Here is a 21,366-nt window from a genome sequence, read left to right on the forward strand (position 1 = left end):
GCCCCGGCCCGACGCGGGTCGGCCGGATCAGCAGCGCCGCAACCCGCCGCCTCCGCCGCCGCGTAACGGCCGGCAGTCGCCGAACTATCAGCGATAAGTATTCTCTGGGCATGTCCCGCCCCGTCGCCCTGATCACCGGACCGACGTCCGGGCTCGGTGAGGGTTTCGCGCGGCGGTACGCCGCTGACGGGTACGACCTGGTGCTGGTCGCCCGGGACGCCGCACGGCTGGAACGCCTTGCCGCGGAACTGCGCGACGAGGCCGGAGCGCGGGTGGAGGAGCTGCGCGCCGACCTCGCCGAGGCCGCCGACCGCGCTGTCGTAGCCGAGCGCCTGCGGGCCGGGGTCGACGTCCTGGTCAACAACGCGGGCTTCGGCACGTCCGGGGAGTTCTGGACCGCCGACTACGCGCTGCTGCAGTCCCAGCTCGACGTCAACGTCACCGCCGTCATGCAGCTCACCCACGCCGCGCTGCCCTCGATGCTGGCCGCCGGGTCGGGCACGGTGCTCAACGTCGCGTCGGTGGCCGGTCTGCTGCCCGGCCGCGGGTCGACCTATTCGGCGTCCAAGGCGTGGGTGGTGTCGTTCTCCGAGGGGCTGGCCAACGGTCTCGGCGGCACCGGGGTCGGCGTGTACGCGCTGTGCCCCGGCTTCGTGCACACCGAGTTCCACGAGCGCGCGGGCATCGACATGGCGGGCACCTCGTCGCTGCTGTGGCTGGAAGTCGACGACGTGGTCCGCGAGACGATGGCCGACATCGCCAAGGGGAAAGTGGTGATCGTCCCCGGGCTGCAGTACAAGGCGATCACCACCGGAAGCCGGGTGGTGCCGCGGAACCTGGTGCGGGCGTTGACAAAAGTGGTCGGCAAGGGCCGCGGGCGGACCTGAGAACCGGTGCGGATAATTGCGATACTGGCGGCGATCATGCTTGCCGCCACCTCATGTTCGGAGGCGCAGGGCCGCGCGGATGTCTTCTCTGCGGCCACCGCGACGATCGGCGAATCGCTGGCCGCCCTGGGCTGGAACATGTCGGTGGCCAACCTGCGGTTCGACGACGAGAAGGTCCTGGTCGACGTCGAGGCGTCACCGGCGAGCGAGGGTGAGCCGCACGCCGCGGCCGAGGACATCCGGTTCGGGCTGTACGGCGCGCTGGCCCACCCCATCGAGGCGAACGCGATCGGCAGCTGCGACGACGTCACCAGCCTCGACCTCCGGCCGGCGACGGCGCCGACGCCGGACCGGCTGACCGGGACGGTCTGCCTGGGCCCGCTGCGCGACCGGTCCCAGGTGCGCGGGGTGTACGTGTACTCGCCGCGTGACCGCATGCCCGGGACCACGGTCGCCTATCCCGCCGCGTTCCCGGTCGGGTTGCCCGCGACCACCGGCACCGACACCGGGTTGACGCTGAAGACCACCAGCGTCGACGCGTTCCGCGCCGACGGCGCCATGCTCGATCCCACCGCACTGGGCGACCCGGCGGCGTTCAAGGGCGACGGCTACATGCTGCTGGGGCTCGAAATCACCGGCCTCGCAGCGCGTTACCGCGACGACTCGGCGCAGCGCGGCGGCCCGATGATGGTCCTCACCGCACCCACCCTGCCCGGCAAGGGGCTCAGCCACGCCTGCGGGGTTTACGGATCCTCGGTGCTCGTGCTGCCCGACGCGTCCCGCGACAGCGTGCAGGCCAATGTGTCGCTGTGCACCCAGGGCGAGATCAACGCGGCGCTGCTGTATGCCACGGTGTCGCTGATCGGCACACATGCGGCGCTGTGGACCACCGATGACTGATCGGCCCGGCCCGACCGAGTGGGGTGAGGGGCCAGGCGTCGGGCCGTGGCAGGGCCCACTGCCCGACGACCCGCGCTACGACCCGGAACTGTTGCGCGACGGCGACTCCCGCAATGTCGTAGACGCCTACCGGTACTGGACACGCGAGGCGATCATCGCCGACATCGACGTCCGCAGGCACCCGCTGCACATCGCGATCGAGAACTTCGGCAACGACGCCAACATCGGCTCGGTGGTGCGCACGGCCAACGCGTTCGCGGTGGACACCGTGCACATCGTCGGCAGGCGCCGGTGGAATCGGCGTGGCGCCATGGTGACCGACCGCTATCAGCGGTTGCGCCACCACGACACCACCGCCGAACTTCTCGAGTTCGCCGCCGAGGCCGGGTTGGCGGTCGTCGCCGTCGACAACGTCCCCGGTGCGGCGCGCATCGAGGAGGCCGACCTGCCTCGGAACTGCCTGCTGATCTTCGGCCAGGAAGGCCCCGGCATCACCGATGACGCGAAAGCCGGTGCGCCGCTGACTGTCTCAATCGCCCAGTTCGGGTCCACGCGCAGCATCAACGCGGGCGTCGCGGCCGGTATCGCCATGCACGCCTGGATCCGCCGGCACGCCGACCTCGACCGCGCCTGGTGAGTCCCACCGGGCCGGCCGCAGCAGCCACCACACCGCGAACGAGGCGGTGAGCAGCAGCACCGCTCCGACCGCCGACGCGGTCGCCAGCCCGTGGGTGAACGACGTCCTGGCCGCATCGAGCAGTGCGCCCTGCTGATCCGGCGGGAGTGCGTCCGCGGCGCGGATCGCGCCGGGCAGCGAGTCCCTGGCCTGGTCGGCCACCACGGCCGGCAGTTGCGGCGCCAGGATGAGCGTGCGGTACACGGCGGTGATGATCGAGCCGAGCATCGCGATGCCCAGCGCCGCGCCCAGTTCGTAGGCCGTCTCCGAGACCGCGGCCGCCGCGCCGGCCCGCTCCCTGGGCACGCTGGCCAGGATCACGTCGCTGGCCACAGTGAACGCCAGGCCGAGACCGACGCCGACCACGAACAGCGTGATGCCCAGCGGTAGGTACGGCGTGATCGGGGTGAACACCAGCAGCGAGGTGGTCAGCGCGGCCATCGCGACGCCGACCAGCGCGAGGCCCGCGGTCAGCACGGAGCGGTGCGAGAAGTGGCGCACGGCCACCCCGGCCAGCACACCGAACACCGTGGCGGTCACCGCGGCGGGCAGTTCGGCCAGCCCTGCCTTCAGCGGACCGTACCCGTGCACGAGCTGGAAGTACTGGGACAGGAAGAACACCAGCCCGGACAGGCCGAGCACCGAGAGCAGGTTCGCGCCCACCACGCCGGAGAACCGCGGGTTGGCGAACAGCCGGACGTCGATCAGCGGTGCGGGCAGCCGCAATTGGCGGCGCACGAACAGAGTCAGCGCCGCGGCGCCGGCGAGTGCGGCGATCACGACATCGACGCCGATACCGTGCGAGATCCCGGCGAAGCCCTCCTTGAGCGCGTAGACCACGCCGAGCATGCCGACCATCGACAGCGCCACGCTGGGCAGGTCCCACGGTCCGGGGTCGGGATTGCGGTGTTCGGGCAGCAGCAGCACCCCGGCGACGAGCAGGACGACCATGACGGGGACGTTGATCAGGAAGACCGAACCCCACCAGAAGTGTTCCAGCAGAACGCCGCCGACCACCGGGCCGAGTGCGGCGCCCGCGGAGAACGCCGAGGCCCAGATGCCGACGGCGATGCTGCGCTCGCGCTGGTCGGGGAACAGGCCGCGGATCAACGCCAGGGTCGCCGGGGCCAGTGTTGCGCCGGCCATCCCGAGCAGTGCCCGGGTGCCGATCAGCATCTCCGGCGACGTCGAATACGCGGTGAGGGCCGAGATGGCGGCGAAAGCTGTTGCACCGCAAAGCAGCAACTTGCGATGCCCCACGCGATCGCCGAGGCTGCCCATGGTGACGAGCAGCGCGGCGAGCACGAACGAGTAGATGTCGCCGATCCACAGGATCTCGGTGGCGGTGGTGCCGAGGTCGACGCTGATGAACGGGGTCGCCAGTGCGAGCACGGTGCCGTCGATGCCGATCAGCAGCACCGCGAGTGTCAGAACGCCCAGGGCCAACCAGCGGCGGGTCACGCGGTCACCCCGTTGAGCAGCAGGCCGATGATGAGCCGGTCGAAGTCACGGGCTGCGGCACGGCCGGCCTGGATCGACCACGCGGTGCCGCCGATCAGGCTGTAGAACGCTTCGGTGAGCCACGCCGCGGTCAGTTCGGGGCGGAACTCCCCGGACCGCTGGCCGCGCTCGAACAGTGCGGTGATCTCCCCGTCGATCGTCTGCCACGCCTCGAGCGTGGTGTCCATGTCGATCTCCTGGCTCTGGTTGTAGAGCAGGGCCAGGTACGGCGACACCGGCTCGCACGCGGAGACCAGCCGGCGCAGCGCGTCGGTGGCCGAACCCTCGTGCAACCGGACGGTGTCGAGCGCCCTGCCCATCTCGGCGATCGCGAGTTCCTCCAGCGCCGTCATCAGCGCGACCCGGCCGGCGAAGTGCCGGTGCAGGGTCGCGCGACTCACGCCGACGGCGGCGGCGATCTCGTCCTGGGTGGCGTTCGGCCGGCGGCCGAGGAAATCCGCGGCCGCCCGCAGCAACTCTTCACGGGTGGCAGACATGCGACGATAATAGCTCATCTGAGACAAATTTGTCTCATGGTGTCCGGGTGGTCATTAGGGCAGGATCGAGCGCATGGATCAGTTGTGGGCCAACCGCGCGGCCAGCGCCGAAGCCGCGATCTCGGCCCGGCACCTCCGACGGCTCTGGGGTCTGCCGGGCACCCAGCTCGGGGTGGTCGCATGGCCGGCAGCGGCGCAGCACCGCCGATTCGGTACCTGGCACTACTGGTGGCAGGCGCACCTGCTGGACAACCTGGTCGACGCGCAGGTGCGCGATCCGAATCCGGAACGGCTCACCGCGATCGCCCGCCAGATCCGCGGCCAGCGACTGCGCAACCTCGGCCGGTGGACCAACGACTACTACGACGACATGGCGTGGCTGGCGCTGGCGCTGGAGCGCGCGGACCGGCTGGCGGGGGTGCGTAGGCCCAAGGCGCTGAAGACGCTCGCCGACCAGTTCCTCAACTCCTGGGTGCCCGAGGACGGCGGTGGCATCCCGTGGCGCAAACAGGATCAGTTCTTCAACGCGCCCGCCAACGGTCCGGCGGCGATCTTCCTGGCCCGCTACCTGTCGTCTCTGGGCGAACCTCTGCGGCGGGCCCAGCAGATGGCCGACTGGATCGACGAGACCCTCATCGATCCGGAGACCCACCTGGTCTTCGACGGCATCAAGGGCGGGTCGCTGGTGCGCGCGCAGTACACCTACTGCCAGGGCGTGGTGCTGGGCGTGGAAACCGAACTCGCGGCCCGTACCCGGGACGACCGGCATTCCGCACGGGTGCACCGGCTGGTGGCCGCGGTGGCCGAGCACATGGCCCCCGACGGGGTGATCAAGGGGGCCGGCGGCGGCGACGGCGGACTGTTCAACGGGATCCTGGCCCGGTATCTGGCGTTGGTGGCGACCACCCTGCCGGGGGATTCCGAGGCCGACGTCTCAGCGCGCGACACCGCCGCCGGGCTGGTGCTCGCCTCGGCCCGGTCGGTGTGGGACAACCGGCAGACCGGCAGAGAGACCGACGATCTGCCGTTGTTCCCGGCGTTCTGGGACCGCCCGGCCGAGCTGCCGACCGCAGGCACCGCGGACGCGCAGTCCGTGGACGGGGCGGTCAACTCGTCGCAGATCCCCGAACGCGACCTGTCGGTGCAGCTGGCCGGATGGATGGTTCTGGAGGCGGCGCATGTTGTGACCGCAGGTGACAGTGACTGAAGCCGCGCAGCAGCGCGGGTTCCCCTTGCTGCCCTCGCGCCTGAGCCGAGGCAGCCGCGCCACCCGGACCACCGACAACACCGCCGCAGCGCTGTTGCTGACGTTCACCGTCATTGCGATCGTGTGGGCGAATTCGCCTTGGGCGCAGACCTATTGGGCCCTACTCGACATCCCGATCGAGTTCGGTGTCGGCGACCACCACGTCGAGATGACCGTCAAGCACGTCGTCAACGACGCGCTGATGACGTTCTTCTTCTTCATCGTCGGCCTGGAGGTCACCCGCGAGTTCACCATCGGCGAGCTCACCGACCGGTCGCGGGCCGCGGTGCCCGTCATCGCCGCTGCTGCCGGGCTCATCCTGCCCGCCGTGGTGTTCCTGGCTTTCAACCCGTCGGGGGAGAACGCACACGCCTGGGGTGTGGTGATCTCGACCGACACCGCGTTCCTGGTCGGCGCGCTGGCGGTGATCAAGCCGATGTTCCCGGCTCGCCTGCGGCTGTTCCTGCTCACGCTCGCGGTCGTCGACGACGTCGGGGCGCTCATCGTGATCGCGGTGTTCTACTCCGACAGCATCCAGGTCGGACCGCTGCTGACCGCGCTGGTGCTGCTGGTCGCGCTCGCCCTCGTGCGCTACCTGCCCGCCGCGCGCGGCCCGGCCTACGCGGTGCTGGGCATCGCGCTGTGGATCGCGTTGTACCTGGCCGGGATCCACCCCACCCTCGCCGGTGTGGCCGTCGCGGTGCTGATCCCGGTGTTCACCCCGGAACGCGCCCCGGTGGAGCGAGCCGTCGAGCAGATCCGGGTGTTCCGGCAGTCGCCGAACTCCCAGTACGCGCGCGCCGCGAGCCGCTCCCTGCGGGAGTCCATCTCGATCAACGAGCGCATGCAGACCGCGGTCGGCCCGGCGGTGTCGTTCGTGATCCTGCCGCTGTTCGCGCTGGTCAACGCCGGCGTGGTTCTCGACGCGCACAGTCTGTCGACGGCCGTGCGGTCGCCGCTGACCTGGGGCATCATCGCCGGTCTGGTGGTGGGCAAGTTCGTCGGGATCACCGGTGCCACGTGGCTGGTCCGCCGCACCGGCCTCGGCGAGCTGGCGCCGGGCCTGAGCTTGCGCAGGATCGCCGGCGGCGCGGCGCTGTCGGGCATCGGGTTCACGATCTCGCTGTTCATCGTCGACATCGCGATCGACGACCCGGACCGGCAGGATCAGGCGCGGATCGGCGTGCTGGCGGCCTCGGCGATCGCGTTCACCCTCGGCTGGGCCATCTTCCGGATCACCGACTGGCTCAGCCCGCCCGAACCCGTCGGGCTCAAGCTGCTGCGCCCGGTCGACCCCGCCCGCGACCACACGCGTGGCCGCGTCGACGCGCCGCTGACCCTGGTCGAGTACGGCGACTTCGAATGCCCGTTCTGCAGCCGCGCCACCGGGATGATCGACGAGGTGCGCAGCCATTTCGGCGACGACCTGCTCTACGTGTGGCGGCACTTCCCGCTCGAGCGCGCCCACCCGCGCGCATTCGACGCCGCCCGCGCCTGCGAGGCCGCCGCGCTGCAGGGCCGGTTCTGGGAGATGGCGCACGAACTGTTCGACCATCAGGACGACCTGGAGTGGTCGGACATCTACCGCTACGCGGTGGCGGCGGGCTGCGACATCGAGCAGTTCGACAATGACGTGCGGGTGCACTCGTCGAAGGTCCTGCACCGGGTCGAGGACGACGCCGAGGACGCCGAGGCGATGGACCTCAACTCCACGCCGACGCTGTTCGTCAACGGCATCCGTCACCGGGGGCCGTGGGACGCGGCGAGCCTGATCCGGTCGCTGGAAGCCGCGCGGGCGGGCCGGCGCTAGGGCGTCGGCTCGGCGGTCGGGTCGCCGTTCTTGCTGCTGCGGGACCGGCGTGTCACCTCGAGCACGATCGGGATGACCGACACCACGACGATGATGATGAAGATGATGTCGACGTGCTCGCGGATGAACGAGATCTGGCCGAGCAGGTAGCCGAGCAGGGTCAGGCCCGCGCCCCAGACGATGCCGCCGGTGACGTTCCACATCAGGAACGTCCGGTACCGCATGTCCGCGGCGCCCGCCACCAGCGGCGCGTAGGTGCGCACGATCGGCACGAACCGCGCCAGGAAGATCGTGATCGGACCGTACTTCTCGAAGAACTCGTGGGCTTCGTCGAGGTAGCGCTGCTTGAACAGCCGTGCGTCCTCTTTGAACAGGCGGGTGCCGCCCTGCTTGCCGATGTTGTACCCGACCTGGTCACCGAGGATCGCCGCGATCGGGATGGTGAGCATCAGCACCCACAGTGGTGCGAACGGCGGGACCTCCTCGGAGCCGCCGGCGGCCACCAGACCCGCGGTGAACAGCAGCGAGTCACCGGGCAACAGCGGGAACAGCAGGCCCGATTCGATGAAGACGACGAGCAGCAGCCCGGCGAGTGTCCAGGTTCCGAACGAGTTGAGCAGGGTGACCGGCTCAAGAAAACCCGGCATCAGGGCAAGAGTGTCGACGACCACGGCTCCCTAGGGTACCGGCGCGCGATCGTCCCCCCGAAACGCCGCGAGCGGCTTAGGGTCTGTTATGCCCACTCACAAGGCGGTACAGATCGCATCCGTCAACGATGAGCTCACCGTCGTCGAGGTCGACACGCAGCCCCCGCTGCCCGGCCACGTCCGCATCGACGTCGCGGCCTGCGGCGTCTGCGGCACGGACCGCGAGTTCCGGGCGGGCCACTTTCCCGGTCTGCAGTGGCCGCTGACCCTCGGACATGAGATCGCCGGAACGGTGGCCGAGCTCGGCGACGGCGTCGAGGACTTCGCCGTGGGGGACCGGGTGGCGGTCGGCTGGTTCGGCGGCAACTGCAACCGCTGTGTGCCGTGCCGCCGGGGCCTGTTCATGCAGTGCGAGCGGATGCAGGTGCCGAGCTGGCAGTACCCGGGCGGTTACGCGGAGTCGGTGACGGTCCCGGCGACCGCGCTGGCCCGGATCCCGGACGGGTTGTCGTTCGTCGAGGCCGCACCGATGGGCTGCGCGGGCGTGACGACGTTCAACGGGCTGCGCCAGACACGGGCCAAGGCCGGCGACCTGGTCGCGATCCTCGGTGTCGGCGGGCTGGGCCATCTCGGCGTGCAGTGGTCGCGAGCGATGGGCTTCGAGACCGTCGCGATCGCCCGTGGTGCGGGCAAGGCCGAGGAGGCCACCCAGCTCGGCGCCCACCACTACATCGACTCGACCGCGCAGGACGTCGCCGCGGAACTGACCAGGCTCGGCGGCGCGGCCGTCGTGCTGGCCACGGCCAACAACGCCGACGCGATGGCCGCCACCGTCGGCGGCCTCGGGCCGGCCGGTGAACTCGTCGTCGTCGGCGTCACCGGCGACAACCTGCCGATCAGCCCCATCGATCTGATCAACGCCGGCCGCTCGGTGACCGGGCACCCGTCGGGCACCGCGCGCGACGTCGAGGAGACGTTGCACTTCGCGCTGCTGTCCGGGGTGCGCGCCAAGGTCGAGGAGATGCCGCTGGCCGAGGCGGCGCAGGCCTACGAGGCGATGGACACCGGCCGCGCCCGCTACCGGATGGTTCTGACCGTGTGAGACGCCCCCGTTCTTGAGACGCCCCCGTTCTTGAGACAATTCCGTCAACGCCCGCCGAGAGGAAACGCCATGCCCATCGCCACGCCTGAGGTCTATGCCGAGATGCTGGCCCGCGCCAAGGAGCATTCGTTCGCGTTCCCGGCGATCAACTGCGTCGGCTCCGAGAGCGTCAACGCCGCAATCAAGGGATTCGCCGACGCCGGATCCGACGGCATCATCCAATTCTCCACGGGCGGCGCGGAATTCGCGTCCGGCCTGGGTGTCAAGGACATGGTCACCGGCGCGGTGGCGCTGGCCGAGTTCGCGCACGTGATCGCCGCCAGGTACCCGATCACCGTCGCGCTGCACACCGATCACTGCCCGAAGGACAAGCTGGACACCTATGTGCGTCCGCTGCTCGAGATCTCCTCGGAGCGCGTGCGCGCGGGCGGCAACCCGCTGTTCCAGTCGCACATGTGGGACGGCTCGGCGGTGCCGATCGACGAGAATCTCGCGATCGCGCAGGAACTGCTCAAGCAGGCCGCGGCCGCCAAGATCATCCTGGAGATCGAGATCGGCGTCGTGGGCGGCGAGGAGGACGGGGTCGAGGCCGAGATCAACGAGAAGCTCTACACCACGCCGGAGGACTTCGAGAAGACCGTCGACGCCCTGGGTGTCGGCGAACACGGCAAGTATCTGCTGGCCGCGACGTTCGGCAACGTGCACGGTGTCTACAAGCCGGGCAACGTCAAACTCAAGCCCGAGGTGCTCGCCGAGGGGCAGCGCGTCGCGTCGGCCAAGCTGGGTCTGCCCGAGGACGCCAAGCCGTTCGACTTCGTCTTCCACGGCGGTTCGGGCTCGCTGAAGTCCGAGATCGAGGATGCGCTGCGCTACGGCGTGGTCAAGATGAACGTCGACACCGACACCCAGTACGCGTTCACCCGCCCGATCGTCGGGCACATGTTCAGCAACTACGACGGTGTGCTGAAGGTGGACGGCGAGGTCGGCAACAAGAAGGTCTACGACCCGCGCAGCTACTTCAAGAAGGCCGAGGCGGGCATGAGCGAGCGGGTCGTGGAGGCGTGCAACGACCTGCACAGCGCGGGCCGCAGCGTGTCGGTCGGCTGAGTCGAGTCACAGATATCCGCTTTTTGCAGAGGAAGTGCGAGTGACTCGCGGCAAAAGGTGGATATGTGTGGCTGGTGGGGCGCAGCGTGTCGGTCGGCTGGCCGCGGCCGGGACCGGTCAGGTGGGGGCCTGGCAGACCTTCCACTCGTCGTCGCGGAACTGCAGATCGAAGCTCCGCGTGGAACGGGTCTGCGGTGCGTAGGCCATGAACGTGGTGACGTTGGCCTCGGCGTGGTCGCCGTTGACGACGATCTGGTCGATGCTCGCCACGACGGGATAGCGGCCGGCCTCGGCGACGCGCCGGTGCGTCTCGGACCAGCGCTTGTCGTCGAGGTTGTTGTAGGCCTCGGCGGTGGTGCCGCACGTGATGCTGCGCAGCGTCGCGAGGTCACCCTTCTCGATCGCGGCGTCGTAGTTCTGGATCGTGGCCCGGACCATGTCCTCCTGTGAGGCGCCGGGAGCAGACCCGCGGGTCAGCAGCACCGTGCCCAGGATCGCTACGGCGACCAGAGCGCCGATCACCAGCACGATGGCGATCACCCAACCCCAGTTGCGCTTGGCCGTCGGCGGCTTGGGTGCCTCGCCCCGGGGCGGGATGACCTGTGGCGCAACAGGTTTCTGCACCGCGAAGTTCTCGGTCGGGGCGCCCGCGTCGCCCACCGGGAACTGCTCGGTCACCGGGTCGGTCGGCCGGTCGATGATCGTCGTGGAGCCGGCGTCGAAGCCGGACGGCGCGGTGAACCGCCGCTCGCCGGCCTGGTCGGGGTCCTCGCCGGACTGCTCGGCGGGGGCGAACACCTCGGTCGCCGGCTCGTGCTCGGGGTTGGATCCCCGCAGCGCCTCGGTCTCGGCTTCGGCGGAGGTGGGTTCCCGGTCCGAATCGTCCGGCCCTGTGGGGTTCGACATACCGCGGAAGCTTAGCCATCCGCGGTGACGGCCGCGCGCGCCCGGCACGGCACAATGGTGCCCATGACTCGGATGGGTGACCTTCTCGGACCGGACCCTGTGCTGCTGCCCGGCGACCCCGCCGCGGAAGCCGAACTCGACGCGGCGGAGAACCCCTCGCTGGTCGCCGCGGCCCACCCCGCGGCGTCGATCGCCTGGGCGGTGCTCGCCGAGCGGGCGCTCGACGACGACCAGGCCGTCACCGCATACGCCTACGCGCGCACCGGGTACCACCGCGGTCTTGATTCGTTGCGGCGCAACGGCTGGAAGGGCTTCGGCCCCGTGCCCTTCGCCCACGAGCCCAACCGGGGGTTCCTGCGCTGCGTCGCGGCGCTGGCCCGCGCGGCGCAGGCGATCGGCGAGGAGCCCGAGTACCAGCGCTGCCTGGACCTGCTCGACGACTGCGATCCGGCCGCGCGCGCCGAACTCGGGCTCGGCTAGCGCTTCTGGCTCTCGCAGTCGCAGTCGGCGGCGGTGTCGGGCGGCTCGATCTGCACCGTGGAGTGGGCGAGGCCGCGCGCGGCCAGCACCGCCCGCGCGTCGTCGAGGATCTGCGCGGAGTGGCGGTCGCTGGTCAGATGCGCGGTGACCATGTCCTTGCCCGGCACCAGGGTCCACACGTGCAGATCGTGGACTTCGGTGACACCGTCCACCGCGCCCAGCGCGGCGCGCAGTTCCTCGACGTCGATGTGGCTCGGTGAGGACTCGGACAGGATCCGCAGCGCCGACCGGGCCAGCGAGATGGCCCGGGGCAGCACCCACAGCGCGACCAGCACCGCGACCACGACGTCGGCGTAGGGCCATCCGGTGGTGACGGTGACGATGCCGGCGATCAGCACCCCGATACTGCCCAGGGTGTCGGCGACGACCTCCATGTAGGCGCCCTTGACCGCCAGGCTCTCCTTGGAGTGCGAACGCAGCAGCAACACCACCAGGGCGTTGGCGAGCAGGCCGGCCAGGGCGACGACGATCAGCGGCACGCCCGGGACCTCCGGCGCGTCGCCGAGCCGCTCGAAGGCCTCGTAGAGGATGAACCCGGCCACCCCGATCAGCAGTGCGGCGTTGGCGACCGCGGTGAACACCTCGGCGCGGTGCCAGCCGTAGGTCCGCGACGGTGACGTGCTGCCCCGTCGGGCCAGCACCACGGCGGTCAGGCCCATGAACATCGCGACCAGGTCGGTCAGCATGTGGCCGGCGTCGGCCAGCAGCGCGATCGAGTTGATCGCGAGCGCCGTGGTCAGCTCGACGACGAAGAAGATCGTGAGGATGGCCGCCCCGAGCACCATCCGGGAGACCTTGGTGTCACCGCCGTGGCTGTGATCGTGTCCGGCGCCCATGCGGTGCAATATATGCGCAATATCGCATATGTGACAAGGCTCAGCCCCAGGCCGACCAGAACCGGGTCAGCTGGCCGCCGATCGCCGACAGCGTCGGCGGCACCCCGGACAGGTCGAACAGCCAGTACACGGCGCCGAAGAACCACTGGTTCAGCGGCGGCGCGATCAGCAGGATCAGCAGCAGGAAGAACCCCCACTGCTTGGCCGGGAGCAGGGCCCGCCGGGTGTCGGCGCTCAGATGCGGTTCCAGCGCGCCGTAGCCGTCCAGCCCCGGGATCGGCAGCATGTTCAGCAGCAGTGCGGTGACCTGCAGGAAGCCCAGGAACGCGACACCGGACCAGAACACCGAGTGTGCGCTGTCGTACAGCGCCCGGGTCAGGCCGAGCAGCAGCACCGCGAACACCAGGTTGACCGCGGGCCCGGCGAGGCTGACCAGCGTCTTCTGCCGGTCGGTCAGCTGCGCGGTCTGCAGGTAGACCGCACCGCCGGGCAGCCCGATCCCGCCGAGCGCGATGAACAGCACCGGCAGACCCAGCGACAGGAGCGGATGCGAGTACTTCAGCGGGTTGAGCGTGAGATAGCCGCGCGCGGCGACGTCGCGGTCGCCGAACCGGTACGCCGAGTACGCGTGGCCGAACTCGTGCAGGCACAGCGACACCAGCCAGCCCGCGATGACGAACACGAACACCCCGAGGTAGGCCAGCGGCCGGATCTGCCCGGCTGACGCCCAGGCCAGCGCGCCGCCGGCCGCGGTGGCCGCCACCACGGCGAGGAAGATCGGGCTGGGCCGCACCCGGACGAGCCTATTTGCCCGCCACCCGCAGCCAGCCCTCGGTGTGCCGGTAGAACGTGGAGCGCCGGGCCGGCCGGGCGGTGGCCACGCCGTCGCGCACCACGATCGCGCCGGTGGTGCCGAGCTGCACGGCTCGACCGCTGACCCAGCGGGAGCGGCGCAACCGGCCCGCCTGCACCCGGGCCCGCAGTCCGGGCATCACGGCGATCGGCTCGATGCGCACACCGGGAACGTCGCCGTCGAAGAGCTGCACGTCGTCGACGACGGCCTCGCCGTGGACGGTGCGCTGCCCGTCCGGGGGCGCCCAGTGCGCGGCGCCGGCGATGACGGTGCCGGTCTCGTCGCGGATCAGCGGAACCCGGACCGCGGCGGCCGTCCGGGCGCGCCGGGCCTGCCACGGACGTCGCACATGGGCGACCTCGACGTCGAGCCGGTCGGCGCGTAACAGCCGGGTCAGCACCCGCGCCAGGTCCCGCTCCGTGCCGAGCACGATCAGCCGCCGGTAGCCGGTCAGATCGGCGGCCCCGGCATCGCCGGCGGCGGGATCGAGGACGGGCAAATCGCGCAGCGACCGGGGGATGCGGTGGGTGCCCGCACGCACTATCGCGACTGCTGACGGGTCCAACGTGTTCCTTGAGATAGGGTGGGTCACCGGCTGCACACTGTATCGAGCGCAGCTCGAGCGTGAAAAACTAGCGGAAGACGCGAAGGACTGCGATGCCGGCAATCGTCCTCATCGGCGCCCAATGGGGCGACGAGGGCAAAGGTAAAGCCACCGACCTCCTGGGTGGGCGGGTCCAGTGGGTGGTGCGCTACCAGGGCGGCAACAACGCCGGCCACACCGTGGTGCTACCGACGGGCGAGAATTTCGCGCTGCACCTGATCCCGTCGGGAATCCTGACCCCGGGGGTGACGAACGTGATCGGCAACGGCGTCGTCGTCGACCCGGGTGTGCTGCTCACCGAGCTCAAGGGCCTGGAGGATCGCGGTGTCGACACCGAGCGGCTGCTGATCTCGGCCGACGCGAACCTGCTGATGCCCTACCACGTCGCGATCGACAAGGTCGTGGAGCGCTACGCCGGCAGCAAGAAGATCGGCACCACCGGCCGCGGGATCGGCCCCTGCTACCAGGACAAGATCGCGCGCATCGGCATCCGCGTCGCCGACGTGCTGGACCCGGTGCTGCTGGCCGAGAAGATCGAGGCCGCACTGGATTTCAAGAACCAGGTGCTGGTCAAGATCTACAACCGCAAGGCGCTGGACCCTGCCGAGGTGGTCGAGAGCCTGCTGGAGCAGGCCGAGGGCTTCAAGCACCGCATCGCCGACGCCCGGCTGCTGCTCAACGTGGCGCTCGAACGCGGTGAGACCGTGCTGCTGGAGGGCTCCCAGGGCACCCTGCTCGACGTCGACCACGGCACGTATCCGTTCGTCACGTCGTCGAATCCGACCGCCGGCGGAGCGTGCGTCGGCTCCGGGATCGGGCCGACCCGGATCACCACGGTGCTCGGCATCCTGAAGGCCTACACGACCCGCGTCGGCTCCGGCCCGTTCCCCACCGAACTGTTCGACGAGCACGGCGCCTACCTGGCCAAGACCGGCGGTGAGGTCGGCGTGACGACCGGTCGGGCCCGGCGCTGCGGCTGGTTCGACGCCGTGATCGCCCGGTACGCGACCAGGGTCAACGGCATCACCGACTACTTCCTGACCAAGCTCGACGTGTTGTCGAGCCTGGAGACCGTCCCGATCTGCGTCGGCTACACCGTGGACGGCAAGCGCACCGACGAGATGCCGATGACCCAGAGTGAGATCGCGCGCGCCGAGCCGATCTACGAGGAACTGCCCGGCTGGTGGGAGGACATCTCCGGGGCCAGGGAGTTCGACGACCTGCCGGCGAAGGCGCGGGACTACGTGCTGCGGCTGGAGGAGCTCGCCGGGGCGCCGGTGTCGTGCATCGGAGTGGGACCCGGCCGTGACCAGACCATCGTGCGGCGAGACGTGCTGGCCGAGCGGTGACCGATTACGGACTGGATCCGCGCCGGGTCGATCCGGAGTACGACCGGCACGGCGGCTTCCCGGTGTTCGAGCCTGCCGCACCGGGCCCGGGTTTCGAGCGCTTCCTCACCGCGATGCGCCAGGCCCAGGATCTGGCCGTGTCGGCGAACCCGGACCCCGACACCTGGACCGAGGCCGCCGAACGCGTCGAGGAACTGGTCAAGCTGCTGGAGCCCTTCCGGGCCGGTGAGGGAGTCGGCCCGGCCAACCGCGTGCCGTCGCTGCCGGGCGCGGGCAGCCTGCTGATGCCGCCGTGGACGGTGACCAGGTTCGAGGCCGACGGCATCGAACTGGAGGTCACCTTCAGCCGCTACCACGTGGGCGGCAACCACGCCGTGCACGGCGGGGTGCTGCCGTTGCTGTTCGACTCGATGTTCGGCATGGTGATCCATGCGACCGGCCGTCCGATCAGCCGCACCGCGTTCCTGCACGTGGACTACCGCAGGGTGACGCCGGTGGACACCGTGCTGACCGCACGGGGTTGGCTGCGGGAGGCCGAGGGCCGCAAGGCTTTCGTCAACGCCGAGCTCCTCGACGCCGACGGCAACGTGCTGGCCGAGTCGAACGGACTGATGATCAGGCTGCTGCCCGGGCAGCCGTAACCAAACGCCTCTGGGGGGAGGACGGTATGGGGGTAGGGGAGTTCCTCCGCGTCTGGTGGCGCCAGCCGCATGAATTCGACTGGATAGCAAGACATTTCCGCACCCGCGGGTTTCTGCGGGTGCACCAGGTGTTCATCGGCTGCTTCTCGCTGCTCTACGGGCTGACCGCACTGCTGTCGGTGGTGTGGGCCTACTACGACGGGGGCTCGGTCGGCGGGCGGGTGCTGGTGTTGGCCATCGCGGCGAGTTCGGCTGTGCTGGGCGTGATCTGGATCTTCGGGCCCTGGCCCACCGAACGCCAGTCGATCGCGTTCGCGGTGTACGCCGACCTCGCGGTGGTGGCGGTGATGGCCTGCTATCAGGACGCGTTCACCGCGATGCCCGGGCTGGCGCTGCTGGCGGCCAACGGCATCTACATCGTGATCGTCCACGGTCCGCGTGCCCTGCTGCTGCATCTGGCGTTCACCACGGCGGTGTTCGCGGTGACCTACGGAATCGCGATCGCGCAGGGCACCGCTCCGGTCTCGGTGATCACGGTGCGCCTGCTCGTTTTGATGCCGACGGTGATCGCGTTGCCGGTCATCGTGCAGTCGTATCTGCTGGCACTGCGGATGGACGCGGTGGACTCGCTGCACGATCCGCTGACCCGGCTGTACAACCGGCGCGGCCTGGACACCCACCTCGCCGATCTGGTGGCCACGGGCGGCACCCAGGTCGGCGTGCTGGCGGTCGACATCGACAAGTTCAAGACCATCAACGACCGGTACGGTCACGACACCGGCGACCGGGTGCTGGTCGCGGTGGCCGACGCGGCCCGGGCGGCGGTCGCCGCGCTTGGCCTGCGGTCGGCGACCGCACGCACCGGCGGCGAGGAATTCGTGATCGTCGTCGACGGCGGGCCCCAGGTCGTCGTGGAGGTCGCTGCCACGCTGCACGACCTCGTCGCGCGCTGCGACACCCCGCTGGTGCCGACCGTCAGCGTCGGGGCGGCCACCGCCCGCATCCACGGCGACCTCGAGGGCGTGGTCCGCATGCTGATCGAGCGCGCCGACGCGGCGATGTACCGGGCCAAGCAGGCCGGCGGAAACCGGACCGTGACGGTCGACGACGCGGTTCCGGCCCAGGAGTGAGCCGCGGCCGTGTCAGCATGTGTCGGTGACCCATCCCGTCGACCGCCACATCCGCCGGCTCACCACACCCCGCGCCGCAGCCTTCGCGGGGGTCCTGTTCGCGGTGTTGTTCGGGGCCGCCCTGGTGCTGATCCGCACCGCCCACGCGGAGGCGGAGCACCAGTTGCGGGCCGCGGTCGTGCTGATGCCGTTCGCCGGGATCGCGTTCCTGTGGTTTCTGGGCGTGGTCCGTGACGGCCTCGGCGTGTTCGAGGACAGATTCTTCGCGACGGTGTTCCTGGGCAGCGGGCTGATGTTTCTGGGGATGATCTTCGCGTCCACGGCGGTCGGCGCCGGGATCATCGCGGTCAGGGCATCCGGCGGGCCGCACACCGAGGTGGTGACGTTCGGTCAGGCGCTGCTGGTCTCGCTGTCGAACACGTACGCGCTGCGGATGGCTGCGGTGTTCATGATCTCGCTGGCCACCATCTGGCTGCGCACCCGGCTGATGCCGGCCTGGCTGGTGGTGGTGACCTACGCCGTCGCGCTGTGCGTACTCGTCGGCAGTGACCTGTCGCCGTGGGCCACGATCGCCTTCCCGGTCTGGGTTCTGGTCGTCAGCGTGCTGCTGCTGGTGCGGGCGAGCGGCGGAGATCTCGTCTGGGGTCGGGTCAGAGATCTTCCAGACTGAGGGCGCTCGCCGGGCACAGCTTGACCGCCTCGCGGGCGCGCTCGGCGGCCTCGCCGGTCACCTCGTCGTCGAGGACCACCACCATGCCCTCGTCGTCCTGGTCGAAGATGTCACCGGCCACCATCACGCAGTTGCCCGCCTGGATGCACAGCTCGCGGTCTGCGACAACCTTGCTCACCAGCACACCTCCAACGACTTCACACCGTAGATGAAGTGGAAGGACCGGAACTGCACGTCGGCGAAGTCCCGGGCAGCCGCCAGCGTCGGGAAACGCCGGAGCAGTGCCGGGAACGCGATGGCCATCTCCATCCGGGCCAGCGGAGCGCCCAGGCAGTGGTGCACACCGTGTCCGAACGCCAGATGCCCGGGCGCCCCGCGGCTGATGTCGAGGCGGTCCGGCTCGTCGATGAACGCGCTGTCCCGGTTGCCCGACGGCAGGGACGCGAACACCAGTCGCCCGGCCGGGATCTCGACGCCGGCGAGGACGACGTCGGTGGTGGTGATGCGCGGGATCGCGGTGTGCACGATCGACAGCCAGCGCAGCATCTCCTCCACCGCCGGTGCGACCGCGTCCGGGTCGTCGCGCACCGCGGCGAGCTGCGCGGGGTGGCGCAACAGCGCAAGTGTGCCCAGCGCCAACATGTTCGACGTCGTCTCGTGGCCGGCCAGCAGCAGCAGGCCGGCGATGCCGATCAGCTCGTCGTCGGTGAGCTCGTCGCCGTGTTCACGCACCAGCATGCCGAGGATGTCGTCACCGGGACGCGCCCGCGCACCGGCGACCAGGGTGCCCATGTAGTCCCGGCCCTGGCGCACCAGCTCCAGCCGCTCCGGTATCGCGATCGACAGGTCGAGCTGGCGGGCGCTGCGCCGCTGGAAGTCGTCGCGGTCGGCGTAGGGCACCCCGAGCAGCTCGCAGATCACCAGGGACGGGATCGGCAGCGCGAAGTGCTCGACCAGATCGGCCGGCGGGCCCGCCGCGGCGAGTGCGTCCAGTTGCGCGTCGACGATCTCGACGATGCGGGGCCGCAGCCGGGTCATCCGCCGGTGGGTGAACTCGCCGGTGAGCATGCGGCGCAGCCGCTGGTGTTCGGGCGGGTCCAGGCCCAGCAGGTTGCCTGCCCGGCCCCGGGCCTGCTCGTCCTCGTCGACCGGTGGCGCACCGGGGATCACGAAGCCGGGCGGGCGGCCGTTGGAGAACCGGGCATGGTCCGACAGCACGGCCTTGACGTCCTCGTAGCGGGTGACCAGGTACACCGGCATGCCGAACGCGTTGGTCACCGTGCGTACGCCGTCGGCCTCGCGGATCGCGTGCAGCTCGGGCACCGGATCGAACCCGTCTCGGCGCATGTGCACCGGCGGCAGCGCGGGTTCGGTGGCCTGGCTCATCTGTCGACGCTACCCGCCGGTTCTGTCGGCCTCCCCGCGCACCGCGGGCCACCAGATCTTCGGTCCGATCAACGTGAACAGCGCCGGGATGACGACGGTGCGCACCACGAAGGTGTCGAGCAGGATGCCGAGGCCGACGATGATGCCGATCTGGGTGAGCACGATCAGCGGCAGCACACCGAGCACGCAGAACACCGAGGCCAGCACGATGCCCGCGCTGGTGATCACCGCGCCCGTCGCGGACACCGCGCGCACGATGCCGTCCCGGGTGCCGTGCTCGGGTGTCTCCTCCCGGGCGCGGGTGACCAGGAAGATCGTGTAGTCCACGCCGAGCGCCACCAGGAACAGGAACGCGAACAGCGGCGCGGTGTTGTCCAGGCCGGGGAAGCCGAACACGTGCACACTGGCCCAGCCGCCCAGTCCGAGCGCGGCCACCGAGCTGAGCACCGTGGCCGCGATCAGCACCAGCGGGGCCAGCAGCGCCCGCAGCAGCACGTACAGCACCGCCAGCACCACGAGCAGGATCGCGGGGATGACCACGGCACGGTCGTGCGCGGCCGCGGCGGCGGCATCGCGTGCGGTGGCGTCCGAACCGCCGACCAGGCCGTCCGGATCGGCGGCGTGGACCGAATCGCGCAGGGCGTCCACGGTGTCGAACGCCTCGTCGGTGGCCGGGTCGGCAGCCAGGATCACCGACCACTGGGTCAGTCCGTCAGGCGACTGGCCTGCCGGGATGGCCGACACCACGCCGGGGGTGTCGGCGATCGCGCGTTGCACCTCGGCGGCCCGGTCGGTCGACGCGATCACCCTGGCGGGATCGGTCAGGCCGCTGGGGAAGTGGTCGGCGAGTGTCTCGAAGCCGCTGACCGATTCGGCCTGCACGCGGAACTGTTCGGTCTGGGACAGTCCGACCGGGGTGCCGAGCAGTCCCGTGCACAGCAGGGCCAGCGCGCCGATCGACACGACCGCCACGCGTGCGGGCCTGCGCGCGACCGCCGCGGCGACCCGGTGCCAGATGCCGCTGTCGGTCAGCGGTTTGGCTCCGACCTCGGGGATGAACGGCCAGAACAGTTTCCGGCCGAACAGTCCGAGTGCCGGGGGCAGCACCAGCAGCACGAAGATCGCCGCGATCACCAGGCCCGAAGCGGCCTGCACGCCGAGGCTGCGGGTGCTGGGTGCGGACGCGAGCAGCAGCGTCAACAGCGCCAGCACCACGGTCGCGTTGCTCGCGACGATCGCCGGACCCGCCCGGCGCACCGCGGTGTTCAGTGCGGTCTGGTGAGACTCGTGCCGGCCGAGTTCCTCTCGATAGCGCGAGATCAGCAGCAACGCATAGTTGGTGCCCGCGCCGAAGACCAGCACGCTGGTGATGCCCGAGGTGGAGCCGTCCGGGGTCATGCCGAGTGCGTCGGCGACGGACGCGCCGACGACGGCGGCGACCCTGTCGGCGAAGCCGATCACGAGAAGCGGCACCAGCCACAGCACGGGGGAGCGGTAGGTGATGATCAGGAGCAGGGCCACCACCGCCGCGGTGACGGCGAGCAGCGTGAAGTTGGCCCCGGAGAACGAGTCCGCGATGTCGGCGCCGAACGCGGGCCCGCCGGTCAACTCCGCGCGCAGGTCACCCGGTAGTCCGTCGCCGGCCGCGGCGCGCAGTTCCTCGACCTTGTCGGTCAGCGCGAACCCGGACAGGCCGCCCTGCAGCGGCACCGTCGCCACGGCCGCCTCGCCGTCCTCGGAGACCTGGGTGGGCGGCCCGCCGGGGCCGGTGCCGGCCGCGGCGAGCATGCGGTCCCTGGCCGCGTCCACGGCCGCGATGTCGGCCGGATCCAGCGGCGCGGAATCCGCGCGTGTGACCACCAGGATTGCGGGTACCTGATCTCCGCCCGGGAATGCGGCTCTGGCCGCATCGGCGCGGGCGGACTCGGAGTCGGCGGGTACGGCCACCGGCGATTGCGAGTTGGCGTCTCCGCCGCCGCCGAGCAGCCCCATCAGGGCGCCCGAGGCGAGGACGACGAGGAGCGCGACCACCCAGGACAAACGACGGCTCATGAAACCAACATTTCAGAAAATTAACAA

The 21,366-nt window shown here is 70.3% G+C and carries 22 protein-coding genes; 12 read left to right on the top strand and 10 right to left on the bottom strand.

Features of this window, described 5'->3' with window-relative positions:
- Positions 1-110: 110 nt before the first annotated feature.
- The 3 genes from MVA01S_RS12545 to MVA01S_RS30435 are packed head-to-tail and all read left to right on the top strand — an operon-like array spanning position 111 to position 2,424.
- Positions 111-887: an SDR family NAD(P)-dependent oxidoreductase gene (locus MVA01S_RS12545; protein ID WP_003932920.1), complete on the top strand. Its 777-nt coding sequence runs from the start codon at positions 111-113 to the stop codon at positions 885-887.
- Between the two features lie 36 nt (positions 888-923).
- Positions 924-1,787 (top strand): hypothetical protein, encoded by an 864-nt coding sequence (locus MVA01S_RS12550; RefSeq protein ID WP_003932919.1) that lies wholly within the window; start codon positions 924-926, stop codon positions 1,785-1,787.
- Complete coding sequence (locus MVA01S_RS30435) at positions 1,780-2,424, top strand: TrmH family RNA methyltransferase (protein WP_003932918.1); 645 nt, start codon at positions 1,780-1,782, stop codon at positions 2,422-2,424. Before MVA01S_RS12550 ends, MVA01S_RS30435 begins: the two co-directional genes overlap by 8 nt.
- Here MVA01S_RS30435 and MVA01S_RS12565 read toward each other — a convergent pair.
- Both MVA01S_RS12565 and MVA01S_RS12570 read right to left on the bottom strand, forming a co-directional pair.
- Positions 2,317-3,924, bottom strand: coding sequence for an MFS transporter (locus MVA01S_RS12565; protein ID WP_003932917.1), 1,608 nt, complete (start codon positions 3,922-3,924; stop codon positions 2,317-2,319). The genes MVA01S_RS30435 and MVA01S_RS12565 overlap by 108 nt on opposite strands.
- The gene (locus MVA01S_RS12570; RefSeq protein ID WP_060941608.1) at positions 3,921-4,460 is read right to left on the bottom strand and encodes a TetR/AcrR family transcriptional regulator; all 540 of its coding nucleotides are present in this window, start codon (positions 4,458-4,460) and stop codon (positions 3,921-3,923) included. Before MVA01S_RS12570 ends, MVA01S_RS12565 begins: the two co-directional genes overlap by 4 nt.
- Before the next feature lie 73 nt (positions 4,461-4,533).
- Here MVA01S_RS12570 and MVA01S_RS12575 point away from each other — a divergent pair, with 73 nt between their 5' ends.
- Together MVA01S_RS12575 and nhaA are read left to right on the top strand one after the other, a co-directional pair.
- Positions 4,534-5,667, top strand: coding sequence for a glycoside hydrolase family 76 protein (locus tag MVA01S_RS12575; protein ID WP_003932915.1), 1,134 nt, complete (start codon positions 4,534-4,536; stop codon positions 5,665-5,667).
- On the top strand, positions 5,654-7,516 hold the full coding sequence (nhaA, locus tag MVA01S_RS12580) for a Na+/H+ antiporter NhaA (RefSeq protein WP_390176161.1): 1,863 nt from the start codon (positions 5,654-5,656) through the stop codon (positions 7,514-7,516). Before MVA01S_RS12575 ends, nhaA begins: the two co-directional genes overlap by 14 nt.
- Here the strand turns inward: nhaA and MVA01S_RS12585 are convergent.
- Positions 7,513-8,163, bottom strand: a complete 651-nt coding sequence (locus tag MVA01S_RS12585) for a VTT domain-containing protein (RefSeq protein WP_081529157.1) — start codon at positions 8,161-8,163, stop codon at positions 7,513-7,515. The genes nhaA and MVA01S_RS12585 overlap by 4 nt on opposite strands.
- Positions 8,164-8,251: 88 nt before the next feature.
- Between MVA01S_RS12585 and MVA01S_RS12590 the strand changes: the two genes are divergently transcribed.
- Both MVA01S_RS12590 and fbaA read left to right on the top strand, forming a co-directional pair.
- Positions 8,252-9,265, top strand: coding sequence for an alcohol dehydrogenase catalytic domain-containing protein (locus MVA01S_RS12590; protein ID WP_003932912.1), 1,014 nt, complete (start codon positions 8,252-8,254; stop codon positions 9,263-9,265).
- Between the two features lie 69 nt (positions 9,266-9,334).
- Positions 9,335-10,372 (top strand): class II fructose-bisphosphate aldolase, encoded by a 1,038-nt coding sequence (fbaA, locus tag MVA01S_RS12595; protein WP_003932911.1) that lies wholly within the window; start codon positions 9,335-9,337, stop codon positions 10,370-10,372.
- 117 nt (positions 10,373-10,489) lie between these two features.
- Here the strand turns inward: fbaA and MVA01S_RS12600 are convergent, their stop codons facing one another.
- On the bottom strand, positions 10,490-11,278 hold the full coding sequence (locus tag MVA01S_RS12600) for an Rv0361 family membrane protein (RefSeq protein WP_003932910.1): 789 nt from the start codon (positions 11,276-11,278) through the stop codon (positions 10,490-10,492).
- A gap of 63 nt (positions 11,279-11,341) precedes the next feature.
- Between MVA01S_RS12600 and MVA01S_RS12605 the strand changes: the two genes are divergently transcribed.
- Positions 11,342-11,758, top strand: a complete 417-nt coding sequence (locus MVA01S_RS12605; protein WP_003932909.1) for a DUF3151 domain-containing protein — start codon at positions 11,342-11,344, stop codon at positions 11,756-11,758.
- Here MVA01S_RS12605 and MVA01S_RS12610 read toward each other — a convergent pair.
- Genes MVA01S_RS12610 through MVA01S_RS12620 form a run of 3 tightly spaced genes read right to left on the bottom strand, consistent with a single transcriptional unit; the run spans position 11,755 to position 14,072 of the window.
- Entirely contained in the window at positions 11,755-12,654 is a 900-nt protein-coding gene (locus MVA01S_RS12610) for a cation diffusion facilitator family transporter (protein WP_003932908.1), read from the bottom strand. The two genes, MVA01S_RS12605 and MVA01S_RS12610, sit on opposite strands and share 4 nt — an antisense overlap.
- Positions 12,655-12,694: 40 nt before the next feature.
- Complete coding sequence (locus tag MVA01S_RS12615) at positions 12,695-13,447, bottom strand: site-2 protease family protein (RefSeq protein WP_003932907.1); 753 nt, start codon at positions 13,445-13,447, stop codon at positions 12,695-12,697.
- 10 nt (positions 13,448-13,457) lie between these two features.
- A complete protein-coding gene (locus tag MVA01S_RS12620; RefSeq protein ID WP_040542725.1) occupies positions 13,458-14,072 on the bottom strand; it encodes a hypothetical protein in 615 nt (204 codons plus the stop codon).
- A 92-nt stretch (positions 14,073-14,164) separates the two neighbouring features.
- On the opposite strand from MVA01S_RS12620, the gene MVA01S_RS12625 reads away from it, so the two are divergent.
- Genes MVA01S_RS12625 through MVA01S_RS12640 form a run of 4 tightly spaced genes read left to right on the top strand, consistent with a single transcriptional unit; the run spans position 14,165 to position 17,901 of the window.
- Positions 14,165-15,460: an adenylosuccinate synthase gene (locus MVA01S_RS12625; protein WP_003932905.1), complete on the top strand. Its 1,296-nt coding sequence runs from the start codon at positions 14,165-14,167 to the stop codon at positions 15,458-15,460.
- Positions 15,457-16,101, top strand: a complete 645-nt coding sequence (locus tag MVA01S_RS12630; protein ID WP_003932904.1) for a PaaI family thioesterase — start codon at positions 15,457-15,459, stop codon at positions 16,099-16,101. Before MVA01S_RS12625 ends, MVA01S_RS12630 begins: the two co-directional genes overlap by 4 nt.
- 26 nt (positions 16,102-16,127) lie before the next feature.
- Entirely contained in the window at positions 16,128-17,231 is a 1,104-nt protein-coding gene (locus MVA01S_RS12635; RefSeq protein ID WP_003932903.1) for a GGDEF domain-containing protein, read from the top strand.
- Positions 17,232-17,256: 25 nt separating this feature from the next.
- On the top strand, positions 17,257-17,901 hold the full coding sequence (locus MVA01S_RS12640; protein ID WP_040542855.1) for a hypothetical protein: 645 nt from the start codon (positions 17,257-17,259) through the stop codon (positions 17,899-17,901).
- On the opposite strand, the gene MVA01S_RS12645 is transcribed toward MVA01S_RS12640, so the two are convergent.
- Genes MVA01S_RS12645 through MVA01S_RS12655 form a run of 3 tightly spaced genes read right to left on the bottom strand, consistent with a single transcriptional unit; the run spans position 17,882 to position 21,339 of the window.
- Positions 17,882-18,085 carry a ferredoxin gene (locus MVA01S_RS12645; RefSeq protein WP_003932901.1) on the bottom strand — a complete coding sequence of 68 codons (204 nt, stop codon included), beginning with the start codon at positions 18,083-18,085 and terminating at the stop codon, positions 17,882-17,884. The genes MVA01S_RS12640 and MVA01S_RS12645 overlap by 20 nt on opposite strands.
- A complete protein-coding gene (locus tag MVA01S_RS12650) occupies positions 18,076-19,287 on the bottom strand; it encodes a cytochrome P450 (RefSeq protein ID WP_003932900.1) in 1,212 nt (403 codons plus the stop codon). Before MVA01S_RS12650 ends, MVA01S_RS12645 begins: the two co-directional genes overlap by 10 nt.
- Positions 19,288-19,296: 9 nt before the next feature.
- Positions 19,297-21,339 carry an MMPL family transporter gene (locus MVA01S_RS12655; RefSeq protein ID WP_040542722.1) on the bottom strand — a complete coding sequence of 681 codons (2,043 nt, stop codon included), beginning with the start codon at positions 21,337-21,339 and terminating at the stop codon, positions 19,297-19,299.
- Positions 21,340-21,366: the final 27 nt, after the last annotated feature.

The sequence above is a fragment of the Mycolicibacterium vaccae NBRC 14118 = CIP 105934 genome, from assembly GCF_001552715.1.
GTDB lineage: Bacteria > Actinomycetota > Actinomycetes > Mycobacteriales > Mycobacteriaceae > Mycobacterium > Mycobacterium vaccae.